The organism is Janibacter sp. HTCC2649, assembly GCF_000152705.1.
Classification (GTDB): Bacteria; Actinomycetota; Actinomycetes; order Actinomycetales; family Dermatophilaceae; genus Knoellia.
Genome location: NZ_CH672413.1, coordinates 2033323 through 2057939 on the forward strand (window position 1 = coordinate 2033323; position 24617 = coordinate 2057939).

Below are 24617 nucleotides of genomic sequence, written 5' to 3' on the forward strand. Positions count from 1 at the left end.
CCGGACCAGGCGGGTTCGCGCTTCTCGATGAACGCTCGGGCGCCCTCGGCCGCGTCACTTGAGGTTGCGGATCGGTGCCGCGTGGTCCTGTCCCTGTGCATGTCGGCAGTGCGAGCTGCAGCCATTTTCGTCGCGGCAAGCGGCCGATCACGTTCGTCCAGGCGATGCAGTACTGGATCAAGCTGACCTGCTTGGCGGTGCCGGCGTTCGTGCTCATCGCGTTGTGGATCCGTTCTGGCGGTGAGGCGCCCGTCGTGTAGGAGTCGTTCGCGGGGCGCGGGCCGGGCGACCACCCGTTCTATCGGACGGGCTCGATGATGCTCGCGTTGTGTCTCGGGACGATGGGGCTGCTGCACGTGCTGGTGCGGTTCGACACGAACGCGGACGGGGTGGCCGCGCGGCGCACGACGGTCTCGGTCGTGGCCCTGCTGGCGATCTTCTGTCTCTGGCCGCCGGTGCATGCCGTGCTCGGCCGTCTGCACCTTCCGTCACTGCCGCCGGGGGCGCGGTCCGACACGATCGTCATCCAGCTGCCGGCGCGAGTCGTGGATGGCTTGGGCGCGGACCTGCTGACGGCGATGCTGGCGGGTGGGGATGCCTTTGGGTTTGGAGGGTTCCGGTTGGTCGCCGTAGCTGCGGTGGCCGTGCCGTTTGTTGCTGCACGGTTCGTCGAGCAGATCGGTATCGCGACGACGGTGGGGTTCGCGTTCTCGTTGGCGGCGGCGACGTTCGCGCCGCTGCTGATCCTGGGGGTGTGGTGGAAGGGGTTGAGCCGGGCCGGGGCTGTTGCCGGGCCCGTTGTCGGCGCGCTGGCGGCGACGTCAGCTGCGGTGACGACCTATGCGGCCGGGCCGCTGGACGGTTGGGCCGGAGCGCTACTGGCCAACCCGGTCGCGTCCCATACGCCCTTGGCCTTCGCCACGGCAATCCTCGTCTCGCTCGCCACCCAGCCACCACCCCCCGTGACACGGCAAGGCTCATGGTCCGCCTCCACACCCCCGAAAAGGTCCACCTCGCCCAAAGGCGCCTCAGCGAATCGTCCTTTCGGCGAGCCGATGGTCAGCGAGCGCTCGCCGATCGAGGGAAGGCGAAGTCGGTGCGCACGCCAGGGCTGAAGGCCACGTGATCGGGCGGACTGTCGGTCAGGCCCGGCAGCCCCACCGACGCCACGAGCTCGTCGTCGAGCGCCAGCACCTCGGCATCGTGCACCGGCCACACCTCGTGGTGGTTGGGCACATATAACGTCGTGCCCCACCAGTGCACGTGCAATCCCCAGCGTGCGCTGAGGAACTCGTCGAGCTCCGTGCTCTGACGCCGTGCTCCCGCACGGATGACTACATGGCTCTCTGGCCGCTTCCCGGATCGGCGAAGGCGGGCGTCATACGAGTGAACGTCGCCGCTCACCCCGTAGCGCATCCGCGCCCAGCGATAGGGCAGCCCAAACGCCCCGCGGGCACCGAGCACCACAGCCGCCCGGTCGGCATCGAGACTGAGGAACACGATGCCGCGCCGCCCCGTCTCATCGACCGAGTAGAGCCGCACGTTGGTCTCGAGGAACGACCCGAGCCAAGGGACCCCAGGACCGCTCGCGATTCCAGCGCCGACCATCCGGAAAGGAATCAGTCCGACGTACGTGACCCCGTCGAGGGTGTCGGGCCGGACGCCGGGCGGCATGAGGCGCGCGACCAGGGCCGGGTCGACAGCCCAGTGCAAGAAGGTCAGGTCGCGCCAGCTCTGGTTCATCATCACGCGCCCAGTCAGCTCCGGCGCCTCCGGGGAGACAGGCTCGACACCTGGGTCATTCACGCTCCCACCCTAGGCTTGCTTCGCAACGCTGCAGTACCCCTGGAGCCGAGTCACGGAATGACGATCCCGTTGCGAAGTTGAACCTCACGCAACTCGTTGACTCCTGAAGATCTCAAACCCGTGTCGCACCGCCGCGAATGACCTCTGCCAACCGGCCCTTCTCGTTCGGAGCCGTTTAGATCCCTTGGCCGCAAGTTACGCTCAGCCGAGGCGTACTGAACCCTCAACGGGCAAGGGCACAGGGAGGATCAACAGCGATGTCAGCACAGGAAGCGTGGCCCAAGCTAGACGACCTTCTCCAAGAAGAGTCAGAGAGTGTGCTTCCGGCTCTCTCGGAGAAGATCGCCTATGACCTGGGTCGGCGCGCGACCGATGCTGCTTGGGCCGAGGGCCTCACTGTGGTGGTCGGCATTTGGCGAGGCGATCACCAGTTGTTCCATTCCGCCCTCCCTGGTTCGACCCAGGACAACGACGAGTGGTTGCAGCGCAAGGGCCGAACCGTTAGGCGCTTCGAGCACTCGTCGCTCTACATGGGACAGCTCTGCCGCGACGCAAACACCACCCTGTCCGAGAAGTTCTTGTTGCCGAGTTCGGAGTACGCGGCGCACGGCGGCGCAGTTCCACTTCGTGTGGAGGGCGCCGGCGTCGTCGGCTGGATGGGTGTGTCCGGGTTGCCCCAGCTGGACGATCACAGGTTTGTGGTGCGCATCCTGCGTGAGCACCTGCGCGGCTGAGCCTCAGTCACGCCAGTAGGACGCTGGCGCGATCGACACACCTTCGACCACGAGGCGCTCGTCATCCTCGTCGAACTTCGCGCCGTCAACGAGTTCGCTGGGGTCTCGGGAGGCCATCGAGAACACACAGAAGCCAGCGTCGTAGACCCTCCCGATGTCGACTGGCCGACTCGTGAACCCACCGATTTCCAAGTCCTCCACAACGTCGTCCATGAGCCGGAACGTCAGTTGGATCTCCCCAAGGAAAGCCTCCGCGGCGCCCTCACCGTGAACGACCTCGATGAGCTCCACCGTTCCGGCACCGTCGTAATGGACCGAGAAGTTCGGCTCCCTGTCGAAGTAGAACGCCCGACCCTCTTCGCTCGAGCTCGGTTCACCCAACCTCGATTCGACGTCCGACCTGGAGTCGCCGATGGAGACCTCAGGGATGCCGACCGCTGGCGTGATCTGCATGACCGATGACGCCGGCTACTCAGGCGTCCGCGTCGCGAGCCGCCACGAAGGCGTCGACGCAGCGACGCACGTCTTCCTCAGAGTGAGCAGCGCTGAGTTGCACCCGAATCCGCGCTTTGCCACGGGGCACCACCGGGAACGAGAACGGGATGACATATACGCCATCCGCCAACATTCGATCCGCAACCTCAGCCGCCAACCGCGCGCCGTCCTCACCCGGGAACATCACCGGCGTGATCGGGTGCGACCCCGGCAGCAGCTCAAACCCTGCCTCCGTCATCAGCGAACGGAACAACGACGTGTTCGCGACCAACTGCTCCCGCGCCGACGAGGACGAGTCCACCAGCTCCAGCGCCTTCAACGACCCGGCCACAACACCAGGCGCCACCGAGTTCGAGAACAGATACGGTCGCGAGCGCTGACGCAGCAAATCCACGATCTCTTGGTGCGCAGCGACATACCCGCCACTAGCCCCACCCAGCGCCTTGCCCAAAGTCCCCGTCACGATGTCGACGCGGTCCTGCACGCCAAACAGCTCCGGCGTGCCCCGCCCGTTCGGCCCGACAAACCCCACAGCGTGCGAGTCGTCCACCAACACCATGGCCTCAAACTCATCCGCCAGGTCGCAGATCTCGTCCAACGGCGCATAGAACCCGTCCATCGAGAACACGCCGTCGGTCACGATGACCTTGCGACGAGCCCCCGCAGCAACAGCCGCCTCGAGCTGCACCCGCAAGTCGGCCATGTCGGCATTGCGATACCGATAGCGAGCAGCCTTCGACAGCCGCACCCCATCGATGATCGACGCGTGGTTGAGCTCGTCGCTGATGATCGCGTCCTCCGCGCCGAACAGCACCTCGAACACTCCCCCATTGGCGTCGAAGCACGACGAATACAGGATCGTCGCCTCCGTACCCAGGAACGCACTGAGCGCCCGCTCCAACACCGAGTGCTGCGTCTGCGTGCCACAGATGAACCGCACCGACGCCATCCCGAAGCCCCACTCGTCGAGGGCCTTCTTCGATGCCTCGACAACCTCCGGGTGGTCCGCGAACCCAAGGTAGTTGTTGGCGCAGAAGTTCAGCGCCTGACCGCCACTCGTCCCCACGTGCGATGACTGCGGTGTGGTGAGCTCTCGCTCGCTCTTCCACAACCCCGCGTCCTTGATCTCGACCAACGTCGCAGCGAGCTCGGCCTTCACGGATCCGTACACGGCATACCCTTCGTTTGTTCGTCGCAGACGACAGCCAGCGTAGGCCGTCCGCCCACCTCGGGAACCACCCCCGGCACCCCTCAGAAGTACTGCGTCATGCAGAACTCGTGCCCCTCGGGATCGGCCATGACGACGACCACGCCTTCGGGATACTCGTGCCGCTCCCCCGTCGCGCTACCCCCGAGCCGCGCCACATCTGCCATGCCCTCGTCGATGCCGTCGACCTCGATGTCGAGGTGCAGCCGCACCTTGCCCTGCTTGGCCTCCGTCACCGGCTGGAACACCAACCGCGGCAACGCATCCCCGCGCTCGCCGAGATAGACCCAGCCGTCCTGCGACGGCCCTCGCTCGCGCCCGAGCAGCGCACTCCAGAACCCCGACACCCGCTCGACGTCGAGACAGTCGACGGTCACGCCACTCCATCTGTTGCCCACAATCGCAGCGTATGCCGCCCGCTCACCTTCTCGGGTCGCGCTCGGCGCCTCCGCTGGTTACGTTCGACGGATGCTGCGCATCCGAAAGCCCCTGACCCTGCTGGCCGCTGGAGCCCTCGCGCTCACCCTCACTGCGTGTGGCTCCGAGACCCCTGACGCCCCCTCGGGGACCACGTCCTCGAGCACCACCACGGCGCCCACGACGGGCTCCTCGCCGGCTCCCACCAACAGCGGCATCGTCCCGGAGAACACGTGGGCGTCCGTGTTCAAGAAGGCCGTACCCCCGCTCGCGAGCAAGAGCGATGAAGAGGTCGCGACCGCCGCCAAGAAGGTGTGCGCCGACTTCGAGGCCGCCCCGACCGACGCGACGGCTGAGGCGATCCTCCAAGGCGCCCAGTCGGGCCTCGGGCTCGATGCCACTCAGGCCCAGATCTTCGCAACGGGTGCGATCACGCAGTTCTGCACTCCGCAGAGTGGCGCTTGGACCAAGGCCGCCATCGGCTGAGCCTTGTGTGCCTCAGCGGTGTCCCTGGCATCCGCTGAGGCACACAAGGAGTAGGTGGGCCATCAGTCGAAGATGGCCAAAGTGAGGGTGTGCCACGTGTTCGGGCCGACGATGCCGTCCGATGGCGGGGAGAACATTGTCTGGTAGTTCCGCACCGCCGCATCGGTCGACGGGCCGAACGACCCGTCGACGGTGAGTCCGCCGGGCACCAGTGTCTGGACCGCCTTGACCGCCTCGCCCTTGTCGCCGAGCTTGACCGTGACGATGAGCGCCGGCCAGTCGAGCTGACCCACGGTCGTGCTGATGAAGGTCGCTCGCAAGGTCTGCTGGAAGGTCCGGATCGCGTTGCCACTCGCCGGGCCGAAGCTGCCGTCAGCAGTGATCGTGGCGCCGTGTGCCCGCAGCAGGTGCTGGGCAGCCAGCACCCGCCAGTTGGTGGCCTGCGTGGCGCCCTGTTTGACCAGGGGCCACGGGCGCGGTCCCGGCGCAAAGGTGCTGAGGAACGACCACGCTTCCTGCCCCGCGGCCCCGTCCATGGTCAGCCCCCAGGACCGCTGGAGGTCCTTGACCCGGGCCGTGGTGGTTGGTCCGTAGGAGCCGTCGACGACGAGCGGTTCATCTCCGGGCGAGGACAGGAGTCCGAACTGCTGCACCGCACGAACCGCGTCACCCGCGGACCCGGAGCTCGTCGCAATGACCAGCTTCTGCCACGTCACGGTTCCGACGACACCGTCAGCCGGCAGACCCTTGGCCTTCTGGAAGGCGATCACCGCCGCTTTCGTGCCTGGCCCGAACGACCCGTCCGTGGCGACCGCGTGCCCGTGCGCCTTCAGGAGGTACTGAATCCCCGACACGGCCTGTGACACAGCACCCTGACTCGCGGTCTTCCACGGCTCAACGTTCATGTGCATCCTCCTGCGTCACGGACCTGCCCAGGTGCAGGGTCTCCACGAAGAAGGAGTCAGCCGCCCGCCCCCAGATACATCTCTGCGCCCACAAATCCGACTTCGTGCCCCGTACGGACAGGTTCCGTCGGCCGAAGGCCTCCTTCACGTGTCCGTACGGCGCACGAAGTTGCAGGCGTCATCAGGGGCTCAGGCGACGTCGCGGCGGCTGGTGACGAACGCGGCGGCGACCACGGCGACGACGAGATAGACGAGCACCGTCACCAACCCACGACTCCCGTCGACCAGCGTGTTCACACCGGGCGCACCCTCGGCTCCACCGTTGCTCGGCAGGATCGACCCGATGAGCGAACCCGCGTTCACCCCCGGCAGCACATCCCGCAGCCCAGCCAGCGACGTCAGCGTCGAACGCGACACCGCGGTGATGAGGTTCTCGATCGCGAGGATCCACACGACCCCGAGTCCGATCGGCATCGCCACCGCCCTCAGCAGCGCACCGAGCGCGGCGCCGATCGCTCCCCACATCGCGAGGATCGCCCACCCGGCCCCGAGCCCGGACGCCAGGTCACCCACGGACGTCCACACGAGCGTCTGCCCTTCAGCGAGCCCGACGACCACCGCCGACAAGGCACCCGTCAGCGCCAGACCCACGATGCCAACGCCGACCGCCGCGATGACGGCCAGCACCTGACCGATCACCACCGCGGCATGCCCTGGCCGTTGGGTCAGCAAGGTCTTCAAGGTCCCGCCCGTGTGCTCCGTACCCGTGACGAGCGCCCCGAGCACCAGCGCCAGCGCGCCGACGAACACCGCGAACGCGCCCACCGTGTTGGCGACGAGCGAGGCCGGCATCATCCCGGCGAGCAGCTGTTCCGGAGTCGACCCACCGTCGGCGAAGTCGCCCGTGGTGTCGCCGCGATAGGCGAAGTAGGGAATGACGTACGCAAAGATCTGGTTCAGCGCCACGGCCGTACCCACCAGTGCCCACGCCGCCGGTCGACGAGCCAGCTTGGACAGCTCGGCCCGCGTCACGGCGCCCAAGCCGGTGAAGCTCCGACCGCCGGCAACGCGACTGCCGACGCTCACGCCCGTGATGTCAGTCATGGTGCTCATGACGCCCTCCTTGAGGACAATGCCTCCGGGATGGTGTCGTGGTTGGTCAGGTCGAAGAAGATGTCCTCGAGCTCGCGCTCCGTGCGGCGCAGCCCGGTGAGTGCGACTCCCGCGCCGACCAGCGCAGAAGCAACAGCTGCCGTATGCCGTGTCGGCACGTCCACGACCAGCCCACCGTCTGCGTCGCGCACCGACAACACTTCGGGCAACGCCTCCAGGGTGCGGCGAGCCACATCGCGAGGATGGGCCGTGACCTCGAGGTCGGACTGCCCGCGCAGCTCCTCGACGGACGCATCCGCCACGACGCGACCCCGGTCGATGACCGCCACCCGCGAGCAGATCGCCTGCACCTCACTCATGAGGTGGCTCGACAGGATGACCGTCCGCCCCTCACGTCCGAGCGACTGGACCAGGGCGCGCATGTCACGCATCCCCTGCGGGTCAAGGCCATTCGTCGGCTCATCCAAAATCACGAGTTCCGGATCCTTGAGCAAGGCCGCGGCGACACCGAGTCGCTGCTTCATCCCGAGCGAGTACTTCGAGAACTTGTCACCGGCCCGGTCGGTCAACCCGACCGTCTCGAGAGCCGGGGCGACCGCGGAACGCGAGACACCGGCATACCGGGCAATGATCTCGAGATTGGCGCGGCCGGTGAGGTACGGATAGAGCCCGGGCCCTTCGACGAGGGAACCGATGCGGCGCAACGATTCTGGGTGCCCGGGCGCTCGTCCGAGGACGAGCGCCCGACCGGAGGTGGGTGAGACGAGACCGAGCAGCATGCGCAGGGTCGTCGTCTTGCCGGCACCGTTGGGACCGAGGAAGCCGAAGACTTCGCCGGCCCGAACCTGCAGACTCACGTCGTTGACCGCACCCAGGTCGCCGTAGCGCTTGGTGAGTCCGTGGACCTCGACGACGTTGGTCATGACTGCTGACCACGACGGAGGACGGCGCGACGAGCCTCGTACTCCTGCTCGTCGATCTCGCCCGCTGCGAACCGCTCGGCCAGCTTGGCCTCACCGGCGCGCGAACCTTCGGCGGCCTGGAAGCGGCGCCAGCGACGCATGCCGCCGAAGCGGGCCATCGTGATGAAGGCGGCGATGACGATGAACCAGAAGATCGGGAAGAGGATGAACCACGGTCCCGGTCCACCGTGCCAGCGGTCGTCGTGGATGGGGAGGGATGCTGCCGTGGTGAGAAGGGTGTTCATGATCGCTCCTGGATCGAGGGGTGAATCTGACCCTTTGATCCTTCGCGGCGGACGCCTCCACCGAATCCCACAGAGGGCGGCACCTGAAGGCCTCCCCGGGGCGTACGGGTCACCCCTGAGACACACCCGACCCCAACCCCATCGACTTATTGCGCAATCCGTCGGATGCGCGCACGTATTGCGCAATCCGTAGGGCCGACGGATTGCGCAATAAGTCGAGCTAGCCCTGGCTCCAGCCCGGCGTGACGAGGCCGGACTCGTAGGCGAGGACGACGAGCTGGGCGCGGTCGCGGGCGTGGAGCTTGACCATCGCGCGGCTCACGTGGGTCTTCGCAGTCGCCGGCGACACCACGAGCCGAGTCGCGATCTCGTCATTGCTCAGCCCCTCACCCACGAGCCCGACGATCTCGCGCTCACGGTCGGTGAGCAACGCCAGCTCACGAGCCGCCGGCATCGACGTGTCACGACTCCGGCTGGCGAACTCACCAATCAGCCGACGCGTCACCCGGGGACTCAGCAACGCATCTCCCCCGGCCACGGCACGCACACCCCGCAGCAACTCGGTCGGCTCCGTGTCCTTGACGAGGAACCCACTCGCGCCGATCCGCACCGCCTCAAAAACGTACTCGTCCAGATCGAACGTCGTGAGGATGACGACCTTGGTCTCAGCAAGGCTCTCGTCAGCGGCAATTCGCCGCGTGGCCTCGAGCCCGTCCGTCCCCGGCATGCGGATGTCCATGAGCACGACGTCGGGCGTGAGCGTCCGCACGAGCTCGACCGCCTCGGCGCCGTCGCTCGCCTCACCCACCACCTCGATGTCGTCTTCGGCGTCGAGCAGCGCCCTCAACCCGGCCCGAAGCAGAAGCTGGTCGTCAGCCAACACGACGCGGATCATGACGAAACCCGTTCTCCCGCAGGGATGCTCGCGATGATGCGCAGCCCACCGAGCGGCGACTCGTCGATCCGTACGGACCCACCAAGCGCCCGCGCACGCTCGGTCATCCCGGAGATCCCGTTGCCAACGACGAGTGTGTCCGGATTGGCACCATGACCGTTGTCCTCGACCGTCACAGTGAGGTCGATGTCGTAGTCGAGCGTGATGACTGCACGCGTCGCGAAGGCGTGTCGAACGACGTTCGTGATCGCCTCCTGGACGATCCGGTATGCCGCGAGGTCGACCGCCGCGGGCAGCTCCCGTTGGGTGCCCAGCCGCTTCACGGTCACGTCGAGCCCCGCCGCATGGCTCCGCTCCACAAGGTCGCCGAGAGCAGCCAGCCGTACCGTCGGAGCCCGCGGCGCCGGAGCATGATCGGAACGCAAGACATCCACGAGAGAACGCAATTCGCCCAGCGCCTCACCACTCGCATCGCGGATGGCGCGCAACGCCGGCTCGACGTGCTCGGGCTTCTCTCGCTGGGACAGGTGCAGCGCCACTCCGGCCTGGACGTTGATGAGTGACATGTGGTGGGCGACAACGTCATGGAGCTCCTGGGCGATGAGCAGCCGCTCCTCGCCTTCGCGCCGCTTCACCGACTCACGATGCGCCGTCCGCGCAGCCGCGAATCGGTCCCGCCGCGCCCGCACCAGCTCAGCCACCGCGAGCGCCACGAGCAGCCACGCGACCATCCCGCCCGTCCCCGTCCACGACCACTTCGTCTCGGGCGCGATCCACCCCCGGGCCACCTGCCCGATCACCGGAAGCACAGCCGCACCCCACGCGGCCCAACGCAGACCGCGAGCGACGCAGATGACGGTGAGAACGGCATACCCGAGAAAGACCGGACCATAGGGGTAGCCGAGCGCGAGCCACCCCCCGACCGCCGCCCCGGCCGCGATGACGGCGGGCACCGGCCACCAACGTGCGAGCGCCAGCGAGACCGGGCCCACCAGCAACAGGGCGATCCCGAGGGCATCGATGGACCGCGTCCCGTCCTGCCCGCGCGACGCACCAAGGCTGCCGCCGATCGAGATGATCGCGAGGAACGCCGGCCCGATGACCCACGCGATCGGCGGCAGGCGGCGCGGCGGACCCCAGGTCTCGGCGTCGCGTTCCCAAGGCATGTCGCCAGCGTAGGGACCTTGGGCACTCCAGGACGGCCTGCGACGGGAGGGGTTCGGACTACTCCCTGCGGCGTATGCCGTGACTCACCTCCCCCCATCAGGCACCGTGCGCTCGGGTTGGGTAGCGTCGGCGGCATGTTGACTACGGGGAAGTCCATCACCAAAACCATGTCCATCACCGCCGGACTTGCGCTGGCGCTCACTCTCACCGCGTGCGGTTCGGAGAAGGCCGACGACGCGACGTCCGGCAGCACGGGCACGACGCCCGCAGCCACCACGACGGCGTCGCCGGGTGGCGCCTCGGACGGCTCGGCCGACGAACAGTGGGCCGGCCGCTTCAAGAAGGCCATCCCGCCCCTCGCGGACACCCCCGACGCTGACCTCGTCGCCGCGGGCAAGAAGATGTGCGCGGACTTCACGGCTGCGCCCACGGCGCCGACGGCCAAGGCGATCATCAAGGACGCCGAGACGACGCTGAAGCTCGACCCCGTCCAGGCGAACCTGTGGACCGGCGGCGCCATTGCTCACTTCTGCAACGACCAGGGCACTGCCTTCCTGACAGCCTCCGTCGGCTGACCGGCACGTTCGACTTCGTGCCCCGCACGGACAAGGCGAGCCCAGCGAGCCAGGTCCGTGCGGGGCACGAAGTCGGCTGAGGTTCGGGGCCTCAGGCCTCGCGCGCGAGCTTGGCGGCGAACCCGACGAGGAACGCCCCACTCACCGCATCGATGACCCGACGGGTCCGGCGGCGGAGCAACGTCTCCCGAGCCCGCGAGGCACCGAGCACGATGACCGCGAGCCACGCGCACCCGATGAGCGGCAGCATCAGCGCGTGCCCGAGCCAGACCGCCGCGGACGCGCTCGGCTCGACGAACTGCGGCAGTAGCGCGAGATAGAACACGAGCATCTTGGGGTTGGTGAGGTTGCTCAGCGCACCCGTCCGGAACCCACGCGCCATCCCGGCGTCGGCCGAGCCGTCGATCTCCGCATAGCGGCCGGCCAGCGCCGAACGCCAGGCACTGATCCCGAGCCACACGAGGTAGGCGACGCCCGCCCACTTGATCGCCTGGAACAGCGGCTGCACCCGGACGATCAGCGCGCCGACACCCACGGAGACGAGCACTCCCTGGACCGCCGACCCAGCGCCCACCCCGAGGACCGTGCCGAATCCGGCCCGCCGCCCCGACGTGATCGTGTTGCGCAGGGTGACGAGGACGTCGACGCCGGGCGTCGCGACAACGGCCAGAACGACGATCAGGTATGCCGGGGACATGCCTCCCAGCCTCCCACCCGCATGCGTCCCGAGCTCACCCAATTGGACGGTTGGGGACAACGCGGGTCCGGGCCGGTCAGCTCCAGTCGAGGACGACCTTGCCGCACTGACCCGAGCGGGCGACCTCGAAGCCCTTGGCCCACTCCTCCGCCGGGAAGCGGTGGGTGATGACCGACTGGACGGCATCGCGCAGTTCGGCGCTCGTGGCGAGCATCGACCCCATGAGGTACCAGGTCTCGAACATCTCGCGCCCATAGATCCCGCGGATCGTGATCATGTGCGTGATGACCCGGCCCCAGTCGATCGGGTACGGGTCCTTGGGCAGGCCGAGCATCGCGACGCGGGCGCCGTGGTTGAGGTTGGCGAGCATGTCCTCGACGGCCTTGGGCGCGCCACTCATCTCGAGGCCGATGTCGAAGCCTTCGAGCATGCCGAGCTGCTTCTGCGCCCATTCGAGGTTCTCGCCGCGGCCGACGTTCACGCACAGGTCGGCACCGGCAACCTTGGCCAACGCCAGCCGCTCGTCGCTCATGTCCGTGACCGCGATGCGACGCGCCCCCGCATGCCGCGCAATCGCCACAGCCATGACACCGATCGGCCCGGCGCCAGTGACGACGACATCCTCCCCGATGACCGGCCACTGCAGAGCCGTGTGGGTTGCGTTGCCCAGCGGGTCGAAGATCGCGCCGAGGTCGGGGTCGAGGTCAGCCGGTTGCACCCACGCGTTCATCGCCGGGATGACGACGTAGTCCGCGAACGCGCCGTCCCGATTGACGCCCACCCCAACGGTTTTGATGCAGAGGTGGCGGCGGCCGGCCCGGCAGTTGCGGCAGTTCCCGCAGATGAGGTGCCCCTCGCCGGAGACCCGGTCGCCAACCTTGATGTGGTCCACGAGCGCGCCGGTCTCGACGACCTCGCCATAGAACTCGTGACCGATCGTCATCGGCGCCTTGACCACTGACGCCGCCCAGTCATCCCACTGCTCGAGGTGGAGGTCGGTGCCGCAGAGCCCCGCCCGCAGCACGCGGATCTTGACGTCAGCGTCACCACACGTGGGTTCGGGGACGTCGATGAACTGGAGGCCAGGACCGGCTTCGGTCTTCACGAGTGCGCGCACGGCACCCATCATGGCGTGACCACGTCGCCGTCGAAAACTCAGCCCCGGCGCAGGTCCTTGCCGAAGCAGCGCACCAGGTCCGACTCCGCATAGTGACCGAAAGGTTCCACTCGCTCGTACCCCTGCGACTCGTACAGTCCGATCGCGTCCGGCTGCATCAGTCCCGTCTCGAGGATGAGCCGCTCCACCCCATCGGCGTATGCCGTCCGCTCCAGGAACGCGAGTACCTCACGTGCGTAGCCCCGCCCCCGCACCCGCGCGGGGACGAACATCCGCTTGACCTCGGCCACCCGGTCCCCACCGAAGCGCGCGTCCAGGTCAGGGCGCCAACGCCACCCACCCATCGCGACCGGCTCGCCGTCCTGGTCGTCCTCGACACCGAGAACGAACCGCCCCATGGGCGCCGCGAACTCGCGTGGGTCAACCGGCGACTCGTCCGGCGTGCCATAGATGACGACGTAGTGCGCCTGCACCTCGGCGACGAGTTCCTGCACCCTCGGGTCGACGAAGGGCACCTCCACAAGCGACATCACGGCGCCATCGTGCCTCAACCGCAAAACGTGCAGACACGGCATACCCAAAAGGGTTCGCGCCGTGAGGTCAGTGGGTCGCTGCCACAGCCGTTCCATGGAGGCCTATGGCTTCAGCGGGAAGGCTGAGCGCCGCCCGGCGAGCGCGATGGTCAGCGCGACCGCGGCGAGGCCAACCATGACCAGAGGCAGGACCAGCCCGGAGAAGGCGCTGAGCGCGATGGCTCCCAGAATCCCGGCACCAAAGATGGCGAGGTTGAACGCGACTCCGAGCATCAAGTTCGCGACGTCGGCGTTCTCGCCGCTCGCCATGCTGATGGCGGTCTGCAGCTGAGCCGCCGCACCGCCAAAGGCCAACCCCCACAGGATGATCGCGGCCACCACGGCGACGAGCGACTCGCGACCAACGATGAAGACGGCGCCCGCCACGATGAACAGGCCAATGCTGGCCAGCACCAAGGGTCGCAGCAGGCGATCGATGACGACGCCGGTGATGCCGATGCCGATCAGCGCCGCGACACCGAAGGTCATCAGCGCGAGGTCCACCGAGAGCTGCAGGTCGCCGGAGCGCAGGTAGGCGGAGATGTAGGTGTACATGGTGTTGTGCGCCAGCATCCACACGACGATCACCCCCAGGATCACCGCAACGCCGGGAAGACGCACGACGTTCAGCAGTGACATCTGGGAGGTCGCGGCCTGGCCGGGCGCGTCGGGGACGAGGACCACAACAAGCGCAACGGTGATGAGCGACAGGATCGCCAAGGCCCCGAAGGACCAGCGCCAGTTCAAGGTCGTGCCGAGCCAGGAGCCGAACGGCGTCCCGACGGCCAGCCCGATCGGCGTGCCGAGCGACGCAATCGCAAGTGCCCGCCCGGCATACTCCGGGGCGGTGATGCGGCGGGCGTAGCCCGCAGTGATCCCCCAGATCAGTCCGGAGAACGCGCCCGCCACGAAGCGTGCCCCGAGGGACAGCCCCACGTTCCCGGAGAGCGCAACAACGCCGGTGGCCGCGAGGAACCCCAGCACGGCCACGACGAAGACCGGCTTGCGGCGCATCCTCCGCGTCAGGGCGACGGCCGGAATCGCGGCGATGACCGTTCCGAGGGCGTAGGCCGTGACGAACTGACCCGCCAGTCCCTCGCTGATGCTCATCCCCGCGGCGATCTGTGGCAGGAGTCCCGCGGGCATGGTCTCGGTGGCGATGAGGAGAAAGCCGACCAGGGCCATCACCAACAGGGCAGCCAACGGCAGTCGGGCCGGCTCGCGGGAGACGCCATCGCTGCTCTCGAGGCCGGGTGCGCGGTGTGCGGCTTGCGTGGACAAGGTGGATTTCCTCCAGTTCGAGTGCGGTCTTCATCCATGACACCGAACTTCCGAGACCGCAGGAAGTCACCGCTAAGAGGTGTACCGGCAGGGCATCCCTCACGCCTCCGCGACGCCTTACGGTGAAACCCATGGACAACCGATCCGAGGTCCGCGAGTTCCTCACCACGCGACGGGCCAAACTCACGCCACGCGACGTCGGCCTCCCGGATGTCGGCCAGCGTCGGGTGTCGGGCCTGCGTCGCGGCGAAGTCGCAGCACTCGCCGGCGTCAGCATCGAGTACTACTCCAAGCTCGAGCGTGGGGCCATCGCCGGCGCGAGTCCCTCTGTGCTGGAGGCGATTGCGCGCGCCCTGCAACTCGACGACGCCGAGCGCGAGCACCTCTTCCACCTCGCCCAGACCGCGGCCGGCTCCAGCCCGCTGGCCAGCCCCCGACGCCGAACTCGGGCCGTGTGGACGCCTCCCCCGACGCTGCAATGGGTACTCGACAGCATCACCGGAGGACCCGCCATCGTCCGCAACGGTCGGATGGACCTGCTCGCCACGAACCAGCTCGGTCGGGCGATGCACGCCTCCCTCTACGAGCGCGCGACCGGGCCCGTGCCCAACTTCGCCCGCTACACGTTCCTGGACGAGGACTCGCACACCTTCTACAGGGACTGGGACACCGCCGCGGACACGTGCGTCTCAATCCTTCGCACCGAGGCCGGTCGGGACCCGCGCGACCCCCACCTGCACGACCTTGTCGGTGAGCTGTCGACCCGCAGCGACGACTTCCGCCTGCGCTGGGGTCGGCACGACGTGCGACTCCACGGAGCCGGCACCAAGACCTTCCACCACACCGCAGTTGGCGACCTCGACCTGGCCTACGAGAGCGTCGACATGCTGTCCGAGCCGGGTCTGACGCTCACCATCTACGCAGCCGAACCCGCCTCACGCACCGCCGAAGCCCTCGCCCTGCTGGCCTCACTGACCGCGCCGGCGCCGGCACGTAACACCCCCAGCCAGCACTGAGACCGCGTCACGCCGGGCACGGTGAGCGGCAAAGGGCTCGAATCGCTCCGGTTCCACGCTCAGCAGACCCCGACAGACCGTCGTTTGCCGCGCGCTGTGCCCGGTCGGGTCCGACCCAACGAAACCAGCAGCGCGTATGCCGCCCGCCTGACCGCTCGTCGCACCTCACCTGCCGCTCGGCGCGAGGACCTCAGCCACCGAACGAAGGTGCGCATCCGCCCGGCGAGAGGCGGTCACGAACGGGAGCGGACGGCATACCCATGCATCGACAGTGTGGGGTGACCCGGACCCCAACCGGGACCGACCACTGGAGGTGCACCCGTGAGCAACGACGCTCGCATTGGCAGTGACGAGGACCCCTACGTCGCACTGCAAGCCACCGACGAGTTCCAGGACCTGCGCCGCAAGTTCCGCGGCTTCGTCTTCCCCATGACGGCGTTCTTCCTCGTCTGGTACTTCGTCTACGTCCTGCTGTCGATCTTCGCGCCCGGCTTCATGGGCACCAAGGTCTTCGGCAACATCAACATCGGGCTGCTGTTCGGCCTGGGCCAGTTCGTGACGACCTTCGCCATCACCTTCATCTATGCCCGGTGGGCCAACCGTGAGCTCGACCCCTTGGCCGACGCCCTGGGTGCCCGACTCGACGGCGACAAGGAGCACTGAGCCATGACCTCCCTCATCACCGCCGACACCACGGCGGCAGTCGGCTCCCCCGCCCTCAACATCTCGATCTTCATCGGCTTCGTCCTCGTCACCCTCGTCATCATCATCAAGCTGGCGTCGGGCAAGAAGTCGGCCGGCGAGTTCTACACCGCCAGTGGTGGCTTCTCCGGTCGCCAGAACGGTGTCGCGATCGCTGGCGACTACCTGTCGGCCGCGAGCTTCCTCGGCATCGCCGGCGCCATCGCATTGCAGGGTTATGACGGCTTCCTCTACTCGATTGGCTTCCTCGTCGCGTGGCTCGTCGCCTTGCTGCTCGTCGCCGAACTGATGCGCAACACAGGGCGATTGACGATGGCTGATGTTCTCAGCTATCGCCTCAAGCAGCGCCCGGTCCGCATCGCCACCGCGATCTCGGTGCTGTGTGTGTCGTTCTTCTACCTGCTCGCGCAGATGGCTGGAGCCGGTGGCCTCGTGTCCCTGCTCCTCGGTGTCTCGGGTGAGACGGCGCAGAACCTCGTCATCGCCCTCGTCGGCTTCGTGATGATCGCCTACGTTCTCATCGGCGGCATGCGTGGCACGACCTGGGTCCAGATCATCAAGGCGGTCCTGCTCATCACGGCCACCGCGATCATGACGGTCTGGCTGCTCGGCAAGTACGGCTTCAACTTCTCGGCCCTGCTCCAGGCAGCCGTCGACAAGAACCCGAAGGTGGGCGAGAAGCTCCTCGCTCCCGGCGTGAAGTACGGCGCCTCGACCACCACGAAGATCGACTTCATCTCGCTGTCGCTCGCGTTGGTGCTCGGCACCGCCGGTCTGCCGCACGTGCTGCAGCGCTTCTACACGGTCCCGACTTCGCGTCAGGCTCGCAAGTCCGTCGAGTGGGCCATCTGGCTGATCGGTGGCTTCTACCTGTTGACGCTCGTCGTCGGCTACGGCGCCGGAGCCCTCGTGGGTTCGGCCGAGATCAACGCCGCACCTGGCAAGGCCAACTCGGCCGCACCGCTGCTCGCGTTCCACCTCGGCGGTTCGCCCCTGCTGGGCATCGTCTCGGGTATCGCGTTCGCCACGATCCTCGCGGTCGTCGCTGGTCTGACGATCACGGCTTCGGCCACCTACGCGCACGACATCTACAAGGAAGTCATCAAGCGCGGCAAGTCCACGTCTGACCAAGAGGTGCGGGTCGCTCGCATCGCGGCCGTCGTCATCGGCCTCGTCGCGATCCTCGGTGGCATGTTCGCCAAGAGCCAGAACATCGCGTTCCTGGTCGCCCTGGCGTTCGCTGTCGCGGCCTCGGCCAACCTGCCGACGATTCTCTACTCGCTGTTCTGGAAGCGGTTCAACACCCAGGGCGCACTGTGGTCGATCTACGGCGGACTCATCTCGACGATCGGCCTGATCATCTTCAGCCCGGTCGTGTCGGGCAAGCCGGCGGATCCCAAGACCGGCCTCAGCCCGTCGATGATCACGAACCCGGACATCGACTTCTCCTGGTTCCCGCTCGACAACCCTGGTCTCGTCACGATCCCGCTGGCCTTCTTCCTCGGCTGGCTCGGAACCGTCATGAGCAAGGAGCACAACGCGCAGAAGTACGCCGAGATGGAGGTGCGCAGCCTCACCGGTCACGGCGTGGGCAAGGCCCTCGACCACTGACCCTCGGTTGACTCGTGTGCCCCAGCGGCCCCTTCCCGGGACCGCTGGGGCACACTACGTTGTGCGGCGTATGCCGCCCGCTCCCCTCCCGCTGCCAACCTTCGCCCGGCCATATGACTACCCAAATTTGGGTATATGATCGTTGGTATGGACTCGCACTACCGCCTTCGTCAGCGCCTTGCGGCGCTCATCGACGCTGCCGGTTTCAACCGGAGCCAGGCCGCCCACGCCGTCGGGTGCACGCCGTCCCGACTCGGGGACTACTTGGCCGGACGCACCATCCCCTCAGCCCTGGTTCTGCTCGAGCTCGAAGACGCAGCAGGCCAGGCAGAGAACCGCACCTGGATGCGAGCCGCAGACGTCATTGACGCAGTCGCCTCATATTCCGAGTCTGATCCGATGTGGGCGATGCGAATGCTGCTCCAAGGACGCGACCAGTCACTCGCACTGAGCACCCCCGCTCGCCGCGCGATCTGGGCCACGGGATCCCCACGGCGCCCTTTGACTGGCCCTTGGAAGACCTTGGCCCACACAGTCCTGCGTGAGAGTGCCCGCGATGGGCGGCCGATTCCCAAGTGGCTCGCCGCTCCCATGCCCCTGCGCGAACCTTGGGCCCCATTGCCAGTGAAGCCGGGACGGCACTTGGACGAGAACCTCGCCAGGCTCGGGATCGAGATCAACGAGCGCGAGTTGGTTACGGCGTGAACTTCGACTTCGACGCAACGCAAATCCGACAGCTGCTGGACGAACTCGACGAACGACTTCGCGCTGCGGGGATCGCGGCGACGGTCTACGTCGTCGGAGGCGCCGCGATCTCACTTCACCTTCCCGAGACCGAACGCCGGACCCAAGACATCGATGGCATCACATCCGAGGTTCGCCTGGCCGAGATCATCGCGCAGATGGCCGACGAGCTCGGCCTGCCGGAGGGGTGGCTCAACGGTGCTGCTCGCCCCTTCCTCCCGCCCATCCCCGCGGATGCCCTCACACCGCCCACCTCCCCTGGGCTGCGAGTTCAGTTGGCGTCACTCGAGCAACTTCTCGCCATGAAACTGGCGGCGGGCCGAGCGCGCGACCGAGGGGACATCGTTGCACTGGCCAACGCGTTGCAAGTTGACCCGGACGAAGCGATCCTGCTGACGCACGAGGCATATGGAACGGATGCACTCGAGCTGCTGACCACCTTGGAAGACGTGAAGTCCGACGCCCACGCCTTGATCCCACGGCGCCCCAAACACTGATGGGAAGGGGCCCGAACGCTGCCCTGTGGGACGTGGAGGCCGGCTCTTTCACGGATCACGCGCGACGGGGCAAACGACAACATTCAGCTTGGGTGCTGATCGAGCCAGGTTTCGGGCCTCAGGGATCGGGGAGCGGGTTTAGCGATCGCGTCCACCACTGGTTTCCAAGTCTTGTCCGGCACGTCCTCGGCGAACCAACCAAAACGGAGAAGGCTTGGGTGCTCTCGTATGGCCGACACATCGTGGGTGTCGAGTTTGACCATCCGAGACAGTTGGAGCTCTTGGAGCCCGGGCGCCGCCAAGATAGGGGTGATCGAGGACAACCCCTTCATCGAGCCCAGTTCGACGCGGGTCAACGATCGCAATCGTTCAGTCGACGGGAGGGACTGAACGCGTGGCAAGCCATACAGGCTGAGCAGTTCTAGAGTGGCGAGTTGTCCAATGGCGGTGAGGTCACTCATGCCACGGACCTGGTTGACGACGAGCACACGTAGTGCCCGACAGCCCGAAACTCGGCTGATGCTGGCGCCAGACCCGCCGCGAATGTCCAAGAATTCCAAACGTGGCAGTCGTGCCAAGAAGTCGACCGGATGCTTCACCGCCCAAAGGGTCACTCGCTTGGCGGACCTGAGCCACTCCTCATCCGAGTCGACGAGAGTGGCGTGATCGATCCAGACGTCATCTTGGGATCTCCACCGGGCGACCTCGGATGCACCACGGGAACCAGACACGACAAGGATCGTCTCAGACACGTCCTCGTTCAGAGGGAAATCAGGCAGCAGGTATCTGGTGGGGCCCTCGAGTCTCCTTCTGTGTCAACCGGGCAGGGCGGCATACGCGTCTTCTCCGTATAGGCACACCAACGCAGGAGGACACCATGAACCGCAGGACCATCCGACGAAGTGCCGCCGCCCTGGCCATCGGCCTCGCAGCTGCCACCGCACCCGCCGCCATCGGCGCCACCACCGCTTCTGCCGCTCCCTACTGCGGCATCACCTGGGGCTCGCTCGCCAAGACGAACGCGACCATGAACGTCACGTCCGTCGCGGGCCTCCGCGCCGGCCGGCACGACTGCTACGACCGACTCGTCATCGACCAGAAGGGCAAGGCAACGGGCTACGACGTCCGCTACGTCTCGGTCGTCACCCAGGACGGCTCGGGCAACCCCGTACCCGTCGCCGGTGGTGCTGCTCTGCAGGTCATCACCAGGGCCTCGCGCAACACGACGGCGCCGGCGATGCCGAACGTCTCGGGTTTCACCACGTTCCGTGAGGTCAAGTGGGCCGGCTCGTTCGAGGGCCAGTCCACGATCGCTCTCGGGGTGCGGGCGAAGCTGCCCTTCCGGGTGCTCAGCTACAACGACACCGCAACCGGCACGAGCCGCCTCGTCATCGACGTCGCCCACAAGTGGTGACCTGATCCCGCCTCACGCAAGTCGAGGTAGTACGAAACGCCGAGCCCGGTCGACTGGGTTCGGCGTTTCGTACTACCTCGACTTCACATTCAGCGGGCGTCGGCCTCGGCGCGCAGCCGGGCCGCGAGATCGTCGTCGACCTCGTCGAAGAACGTGCCCACGACATCCTCGAGCTGGTCCATGCCCTCGGCGCAGAACAGCACCGGCTGATAGCTCGTGATGTCGTAGTTGAGCGTGCCCATGTCGACCAGGTCCAGCGCCCGGTGCTCCATGTGCCCGAACTCGTCCATCTCGCCATAGCTGGACAAGATCCCGGCGCCATAGGCCTTGACCTCGCCGTGCTCGCGCATGATGCCGAACTCCATCGAGAACCAGAAGACGTCGGCGATGAACTTCATCGCGTCGTCAGTCTCCACTCGCAGCGACGCCTTGCCCGCGGCTTCGGTGATCCGCGCGAATCGCGGTGAGGCGAGCTGGTTTCCGTGCCCGATGACCTCGTGGATGATGTCCGGCTCGGGCGTGTAGAGCGGTTGGGTGCCGTAGCGGAGGTACTGCGTCGAGTTGAACGTGTTCGCCCCGAGGTCGCCATAGAAGTCGCGCAACGGGACGAGCCCCGGCGCGGCCACATAGGTCCATCCGGTCAGCGGTTCGAGCCGCTCGCTCACCTCGTGCAGCTGGGGCACGTGCTCGGTCGGCAGACGCAGCGCGTGCTTGGCCGCGAGGTACTCACTGTGCGCGTACTTCTCGTGCTTCGGCGCAAGCTGGTGACTCACCGTCCGCCAGATCTCGTGCTCGGCCTCTGCGTAGTCGATCACCGGGATCGGCTCGCCGCGCGTCCAAGACATCGCGGCTGCTGCGATCTCACCGCGACGTTCCATGTAGGCGGGATCGTCGCGCCCAGGGTGGTTGTCACTCAGGTGGACCTCAACGGTCCCGTCCTCGCGCCGGGTCACGGGCGAGTACAGCTGGCCTTCTTCGAACATGGCCCACCTCCTTGTGGTCGTGTTGACCTCAGGGAACCATTCGACAGCGCAAAGCGACACCGTTGCCGGACACACTGGGCACAGAGTGCACGTTCCGACCAGCCTGAGTGACGGCATACCCGACATCTTGTCCAACAGACCAAAGAACGGGGTATGCCGCCCGCTCGCCTCCCTGTGGACAACTCAAGTCGCGCTGTGCGCACCTTTCTCTAAACTGGATGCAGTCCTTGACACACGACGGGTGGGGAAATCCGTGAACAAGACCTGGGGCCGTACTGCGGCCATGCTGTCCATCGCTGCGCTCGCGTTGACCGCGTGCAGCGACAAGGACGAGCCAATTGCGACACCAACGCCGAGCGCGTCAACGTCGGCTGCGTCGCCGTCGAGCTCGGGTTCGACGAGCCCGTCGGCGTCCGCGAGCCCGTCGCCGTCGACCAACGCGAGCGTCCCGGCAGCAGCACGAGCCCGCACCGAAGCCGGCGCCATCGCCTTCCTCACGTTCTTCCTCGAGTTGTCGAACAAGGCACTCCTTGATCCACCGAATGCGCCAAACCTCTTCGCCTACGCGGACAAGGACTGCATCGCGTGCAAGAAGACTCAGGCCCTGTTCGCCGAGTACGCCAAGGGCGGATGGAGTCTGCGTCAGTCGGGTATTCGCATCGAGAACGCCGCCCTCGCGACGAAGGTCTCGGATCCGAAGGTCATCGTCAACTTCACCTATGTGGAGGCGTCACAAACGCTCTATCAGCATGGCAAGAAAACGACGAACACCGTCCCTGCAGCGAGCACGAAGAAGGGCGCCGCGTTGAAGTGGGTGAACGACGCATGGCAGATGTACGACATCGAAAATATGTGACCGCCTCACTACTTCTTGCGATCGCGGTGAGTGGAACCGGTCCGGCCTCCGCGGAGCCAGAAGCTCCTCCACCTGGAACAACCACAGGAACAACCACGGGCGGCGGATCCAAAGTCCAGCTGACCTTGAGGCAGATGCAAGGGGCGCGCGACGAAGCAGCGAAGGCTGCGGCCGCGGCGGCCACTGGCAAGCCGGTGCCGCGCTGGGAGTACAAGACCCACATCAACTGCGCCACCGGCAACACCAACCCCGATGCTGGCTGTGGCACCGCCGCGCAGGCCTGCACCAACGGTCAGTTCCAAGCGGTCGTCCTTCGCCGCCTGATGGTGCCGGTGCAGCGGACCAATGCCCCCGCTCCGTTGCCGAGTGGCAGCAGCACCGGGCCGGGCTCGGCGGTGCCGGTTCCCGGCGGGTCGACCATGGCTCCCGCACCGGGTGCGCAGGGGCAGTGGCACGTCTGGGGCGTCACCTGCTACCCGCAACTGCTCCCTGGCAACGCCCTTCCGACGATGGCGCAGGTCCTCAAGGCGTTCCGGGAGATCGACTTCGCCAAGGGCGACGTGAGCATCCAGCCCGTCGGCAACGTCACCCTCGTCAACCTCCCGACCTACTTCGCGGCGACGTGGCCCCAAGCCGGTGTCGGGCCCGACGAGAGTGACGTGACCAACCTTCTCGGGTACCGCCTCGAGATCCAGCCGTTGGCGCGCTCACTCACCTACGTCTACGGCGACGGCAACAGCAGCGGCCCCACCACGTCGCTGGGCGGCCCCCACCCCGACGGCGACATCCGCTGGACGTACAAGCGGCCGGGCACCATGGCGACGCGCGTTGACACCTTCTATGGCGGCCGCTTCCGGTTCGGGACCGGCGCCTGGATGACCATCCCCGAGACCGTCACCGTCCAGGGGACGCCGGTGAACTTGACCGTTCGTGAGGCCAAGGCGCGCCTCTACAACAACGGCTGACGCACACCTTGCGTCTGCGCATGCGGCTGTTCTCACCACCAGATGCGCAGACGCAAGGTGCGCCGCTCAGGTCAGGCGGTCACTTTGCCTTGGTGCTCGTCGTGGTGCTCGTCTTCGCGCACTGACGCTTGAGGACCTCGGCGGCCACGACGAACACGATCGCCAGCACGACAGCGAGCCAGATCCAGTCGGTGTAGGCGCGAGCGGATGCCTCGACGATCTCCGACCACTGGGAGCGCAGGTACGTCACGAACTCGCGCCCGACGACCTTCGCCGCCTCGAGCGGATCATCGCCCAGCACTCCCGGACGCAGCTTGGACCACCCGGCGTGCAACCCCACGGCGATGAGCACCGCAAAGAGCCACGTGAGGACAACTCGAACGACCGCAAGAATGGTCGGGGCCAGGCGGTCCTTGCTCGCGACCCAGAACGGCAACGCGACCGCCACCGTGAGGAGCGGGCCCCTCCCCCAGGTCGCCGGCGAGAGCCCGGCCACCAAGGCGAGGAAGCTGGCGATCGCCACGGGTCCGCCGTGAGCCCGGGCGCCGACCCAGAGGCCGAGCAGCATGCCGAGCCCGGCCAGGGCAGCAAGCGCCGTCCGCTCTCCCGGAAGTCCGGGAGCCACGTCCGTCATCACCCAGCCGATGGCGGTCAGTCCGAACGCACTGCCAAAGCGGGGCCACGGGGACTTCACCAGGGCAGACACGACCGCAGCGCCGACGAGAGTGCCGAGGAAGAGGAACGAGCCGGTCTTCGCGCTGACCGGAAGGGTCATCCAGTCGCCCGTGCCGGAGAACGCGGCAGGCCACCACAGGACAACCGCGAGCGCCATGGCGGCGATGGGCCAGACCTTCCCCGCGAGCGCATTCCAGTCACGCGCGACCACGGGAGTCGCCGGAGCCTCGCTCACTGCCGCCGGCGTCGCGGTCTCTGATGTCGCTGTGCTCGCGGTGGTGGCGGTGCTCGTGCCAGTCGCGGTGGTGTCGGCGTCAGCTGTGACGTCGGCGTGTGTCTTTGCGTCGCCCATGAACTCGAGGTTACTGCGAGTCGCCAGACCCAAGGCGTCAGAAGCGGTCCGGATCACCCGAACCCGTGACCCTCCTGCGTCTTCGTGCCCCGGACGGACATCGGCGCCTGTGCTCGCGTGTCCGTCTG

30 protein-coding genes are annotated in these 24617 nt (G+C 67.1%); 13 read left to right on the forward strand and 17 right to left on the reverse strand.

All coding sequences use genetic code 11. From position 1 onward, the window contains the following. Nucleotides 1–74 precede the first annotated feature (74 nt). Nucleotides 75–260 (forward strand): hypothetical protein, encoded by a 186-nt coding sequence (locus JNB_RS21905; protein ID WP_237700637.1) that lies wholly within the window; start codon nucleotides 75–77, stop codon nucleotides 258–260. A gap of 54 nt (nucleotides 261–314) precedes the next feature. After that, on the forward strand, nucleotides 315–1115 hold the full coding sequence (locus JNB_RS09685) for a putative transporter (protein ID WP_009776271.1): 801 nt from the start codon (nucleotides 315–317) through the stop codon (nucleotides 1113–1115). Here JNB_RS09685 and JNB_RS09690 read toward each other — a convergent pair. After that, complete coding sequence (locus JNB_RS09690; RefSeq protein WP_040883680.1) at nucleotides 1060–1806, reverse strand: YqjF family protein; 747 nt, start codon at nucleotides 1804–1806, stop codon at nucleotides 1060–1062. The genes JNB_RS09685 and JNB_RS09690 overlap by 56 nt on opposite strands. A 257-nt stretch (nucleotides 1807–2063) precedes the next feature. Between JNB_RS09690 and JNB_RS09695 the strand changes: the two genes are divergently transcribed. Then, nucleotides 2064–2540 carry a heme-degrading domain-containing protein gene (locus JNB_RS09695; RefSeq protein WP_009776273.1) on the forward strand — a complete coding sequence of 159 codons (477 nt, stop codon included), beginning with the start codon at nucleotides 2064–2066 and terminating at the stop codon, nucleotides 2538–2540. Between the two features lie 3 nt (nucleotides 2541–2543). Here JNB_RS09695 and JNB_RS09700 read toward each other — a convergent pair whose 3' ends face one another. From JNB_RS09700 to JNB_RS09710, 3 genes are all read right to left on the reverse strand, one after another. Next, nucleotides 2544–2993, reverse strand: a complete 450-nt coding sequence (locus JNB_RS09700; RefSeq protein WP_009776274.1) for a 2-amino-3-ketobutyrate CoA ligase — start codon at nucleotides 2991–2993, stop codon at nucleotides 2544–2546. A 19-nt stretch (nucleotides 2994–3012) separates the two neighbouring features. Further along, the gene (locus JNB_RS09705; protein WP_040883681.1) at nucleotides 3013–4206 is read right to left on the reverse strand and encodes a glycine C-acetyltransferase; all 1194 of its coding nucleotides are present in this window, start codon (nucleotides 4204–4206) and stop codon (nucleotides 3013–3015) included. Between the two features lie 80 nt (nucleotides 4207–4286). After that, nucleotides 4287–4619 carry a VOC family protein gene (locus JNB_RS09710; RefSeq protein WP_009776276.1) on the reverse strand — a complete coding sequence of 111 codons (333 nt, stop codon included), beginning with the start codon at nucleotides 4617–4619 and terminating at the stop codon, nucleotides 4287–4289. Nucleotides 4620–4632: 13 nt separating this feature from the next. On the opposite strand from JNB_RS09710, the gene JNB_RS09715 reads away from it, so the two are divergent. Continuing rightward, the gene (locus JNB_RS09715) at nucleotides 4633–5145 is read left to right on the forward strand and encodes a DUF732 domain-containing protein (protein WP_148232371.1); all 513 of its coding nucleotides are present in this window, start codon (nucleotides 4633–4635) and stop codon (nucleotides 5143–5145) included. A 62-nt stretch (nucleotides 5146–5207) separates the two neighbouring features. Here the strand turns inward: JNB_RS09715 and JNB_RS20445 are convergent, their stop codons facing one another. The 6 genes from JNB_RS20445 to JNB_RS09750 all read right to left on the reverse strand — a co-directional run bounded on the left by JNB_RS20445 (nucleotide 5208) and on the right by JNB_RS09750 (nucleotide 10431). Next, nucleotides 5208–6050, reverse strand: a complete 843-nt coding sequence (locus JNB_RS20445) for a peptidoglycan-binding protein (protein ID WP_050766600.1) — start codon at nucleotides 6048–6050, stop codon at nucleotides 5208–5210. 189 nt (nucleotides 6051–6239) lie between these two features. After that, a complete protein-coding gene (locus JNB_RS09730; RefSeq protein WP_009776279.1) occupies nucleotides 6240–7163 on the reverse strand; it encodes an ABC transporter permease subunit in 924 nt (307 codons plus the stop codon). Continuing rightward, entirely contained in the window at nucleotides 7160–8086 is a 927-nt protein-coding gene (locus JNB_RS09735; protein WP_009776280.1) for an ABC transporter ATP-binding protein, read from the reverse strand. The genes JNB_RS09730 and JNB_RS09735 overlap by 4 nt, the downstream gene beginning before the upstream one ends. After that, complete coding sequence (locus JNB_RS09740; protein ID WP_009776281.1) at nucleotides 8083–8370, reverse strand: SHOCT domain-containing protein; 288 nt, start codon at nucleotides 8368–8370, stop codon at nucleotides 8083–8085. Before JNB_RS09740 ends, JNB_RS09735 begins: the two co-directional genes overlap by 4 nt. 220 nt (nucleotides 8371–8590) lie before the next feature. Then, nucleotides 8591–9265 (reverse strand): response regulator transcription factor, encoded by a 675-nt coding sequence (locus tag JNB_RS09745; RefSeq protein WP_009776282.1) that lies wholly within the window; start codon nucleotides 9263–9265, stop codon nucleotides 8591–8593. Further along, nucleotides 9262–10431: a sensor histidine kinase gene (locus JNB_RS09750; protein ID WP_009776283.1), complete on the reverse strand. Its 1170-nt coding sequence runs from the start codon at nucleotides 10429–10431 to the stop codon at nucleotides 9262–9264. Before JNB_RS09750 ends, JNB_RS09745 begins: the two co-directional genes overlap by 4 nt. A 135-nt stretch (nucleotides 10432–10566) precedes the next feature. On the opposite strand from JNB_RS09750, the gene JNB_RS09755 reads away from it, so the two are divergent. After that, entirely contained in the window at nucleotides 10567–11007 is a 441-nt protein-coding gene (locus tag JNB_RS09755) for a DUF732 domain-containing protein (protein ID WP_148232372.1), read from the forward strand. A 91-nt stretch (nucleotides 11008–11098) separates the two neighbouring features. Here JNB_RS09755 and JNB_RS09760 read toward each other — a convergent pair whose 3' ends face one another. The 4 genes from JNB_RS09760 to JNB_RS09775 form a co-directional block, all read right to left on the reverse strand. Further along, on the reverse strand, nucleotides 11099–11704 hold the full coding sequence (locus tag JNB_RS09760) for a LysE family translocator (protein WP_009776285.1): 606 nt from the start codon (nucleotides 11702–11704) through the stop codon (nucleotides 11099–11101). 76 nt (nucleotides 11705–11780) lie between these two features. Next, the gene (tdh, locus tag JNB_RS09765) at nucleotides 11781–12821 is read right to left on the reverse strand and encodes an L-threonine 3-dehydrogenase (RefSeq protein WP_040884556.1); all 1041 of its coding nucleotides are present in this window, start codon (nucleotides 12819–12821) and stop codon (nucleotides 11781–11783) included. A 38-nt stretch (nucleotides 12822–12859) separates the two neighbouring features. Further along, on the reverse strand, nucleotides 12860–13351 hold the full coding sequence (locus tag JNB_RS09770; RefSeq protein ID WP_009776287.1) for a GNAT family N-acetyltransferase: 492 nt from the start codon (nucleotides 13349–13351) through the stop codon (nucleotides 12860–12862). A gap of 105 nt (nucleotides 13352–13456) precedes the next feature. Next, nucleotides 13457–14674 carry an MFS transporter gene (locus JNB_RS09775; RefSeq protein WP_237700638.1) on the reverse strand — a complete coding sequence of 406 codons (1218 nt, stop codon included), beginning with the start codon at nucleotides 14672–14674 and terminating at the stop codon, nucleotides 13457–13459. A 131-nt stretch (nucleotides 14675–14805) separates the two neighbouring features. On the opposite strand from JNB_RS09775, the gene JNB_RS09780 reads away from it, so the two are divergent. The 5 genes from JNB_RS09780 (at nucleotide 14806) to JNB_RS09800 (ending at nucleotide 19244) form a co-directional block, all read left to right on the forward strand. Further along, complete coding sequence (locus JNB_RS09780; RefSeq protein WP_009776289.1) at nucleotides 14806–15690, forward strand: helix-turn-helix transcriptional regulator; 885 nt, start codon at nucleotides 14806–14808, stop codon at nucleotides 15688–15690. Between the two features lie 321 nt (nucleotides 15691–16011). Next, nucleotides 16012–16353 (forward strand): DUF485 domain-containing protein, encoded by a 342-nt coding sequence (locus tag JNB_RS09785; protein WP_009776290.1) that lies wholly within the window; start codon nucleotides 16012–16014, stop codon nucleotides 16351–16353. Nucleotides 16354–16356: 3 nt separating this feature from the next. After that, nucleotides 16357–18003, forward strand: coding sequence for a cation acetate symporter (locus JNB_RS09790; protein ID WP_009776291.1), 1647 nt, complete (start codon nucleotides 16357–16359; stop codon nucleotides 18001–18003). A 147-nt stretch (nucleotides 18004–18150) separates the two neighbouring features. Beyond that, nucleotides 18151–18708 (forward strand): helix-turn-helix transcriptional regulator, encoded by a 558-nt coding sequence (locus tag JNB_RS09795; RefSeq protein ID WP_009776292.1) that lies wholly within the window; start codon nucleotides 18151–18153, stop codon nucleotides 18706–18708. Next, complete coding sequence (locus JNB_RS09800; RefSeq protein WP_009776293.1) at nucleotides 18705–19244, forward strand: DUF6036 family nucleotidyltransferase; 540 nt, start codon at nucleotides 18705–18707, stop codon at nucleotides 19242–19244. Before JNB_RS09795 ends, JNB_RS09800 begins: the two co-directional genes overlap by 4 nt. 83 nt (nucleotides 19245–19327) lie before the next feature. Here the strand turns inward: JNB_RS09800 and JNB_RS21910 are convergent, their stop codons facing one another. Further along, nucleotides 19328–19705 (reverse strand): hypothetical protein, encoded by a 378-nt coding sequence (locus tag JNB_RS21910; RefSeq protein WP_237700639.1) that lies wholly within the window; start codon nucleotides 19703–19705, stop codon nucleotides 19328–19330. 416 nt (nucleotides 19706–20121) lie between these two features. Between JNB_RS21910 and JNB_RS09810 the strand changes: the two genes are divergently transcribed. Continuing rightward, nucleotides 20122–20658: a hypothetical protein gene (locus JNB_RS09810; RefSeq protein ID WP_009776295.1), complete on the forward strand. Its 537-nt coding sequence runs from the start codon at nucleotides 20122–20124 to the stop codon at nucleotides 20656–20658. 89 nt (nucleotides 20659–20747) lie between these two features. Here JNB_RS09810 and JNB_RS09815 read toward each other — a convergent pair whose 3' ends face one another. Then, the gene (locus JNB_RS09815) at nucleotides 20748–21641 is read right to left on the reverse strand and encodes a phenylalanine 4-monooxygenase (RefSeq protein ID WP_009776296.1); all 894 of its coding nucleotides are present in this window, start codon (nucleotides 21639–21641) and stop codon (nucleotides 20748–20750) included. A 253-nt stretch (nucleotides 21642–21894) separates the two neighbouring features. Here JNB_RS09815 and JNB_RS21665 point away from each other — a divergent pair, with 253 nt between their 5' ends. Together JNB_RS21665 and JNB_RS09825 are read left to right on the forward strand one after the other, a co-directional pair. Continuing rightward, nucleotides 21895–22497 carry a DUF6318 family protein gene (locus JNB_RS21665; protein ID WP_040883683.1) on the forward strand — a complete coding sequence of 201 codons (603 nt, stop codon included), beginning with the start codon at nucleotides 21895–21897 and terminating at the stop codon, nucleotides 22495–22497. A 134-nt stretch (nucleotides 22498–22631) separates the two neighbouring features. Then, nucleotides 22632–23462, forward strand: coding sequence for a hypothetical protein (locus JNB_RS09825; RefSeq protein ID WP_009776298.1), 831 nt, complete (start codon nucleotides 22632–22634; stop codon nucleotides 23460–23462). Nucleotides 23463–23541: 79 nt separating this feature from the next. Here JNB_RS09825 and JNB_RS09830 read toward each other — a convergent pair whose 3' ends face one another. Then, a complete protein-coding gene (locus JNB_RS09830) occupies nucleotides 23542–24489 on the reverse strand; it encodes a hypothetical protein (protein WP_009776299.1) in 948 nt (315 codons plus the stop codon). Nucleotides 24490–24617: the final 128 nt, after the last annotated feature.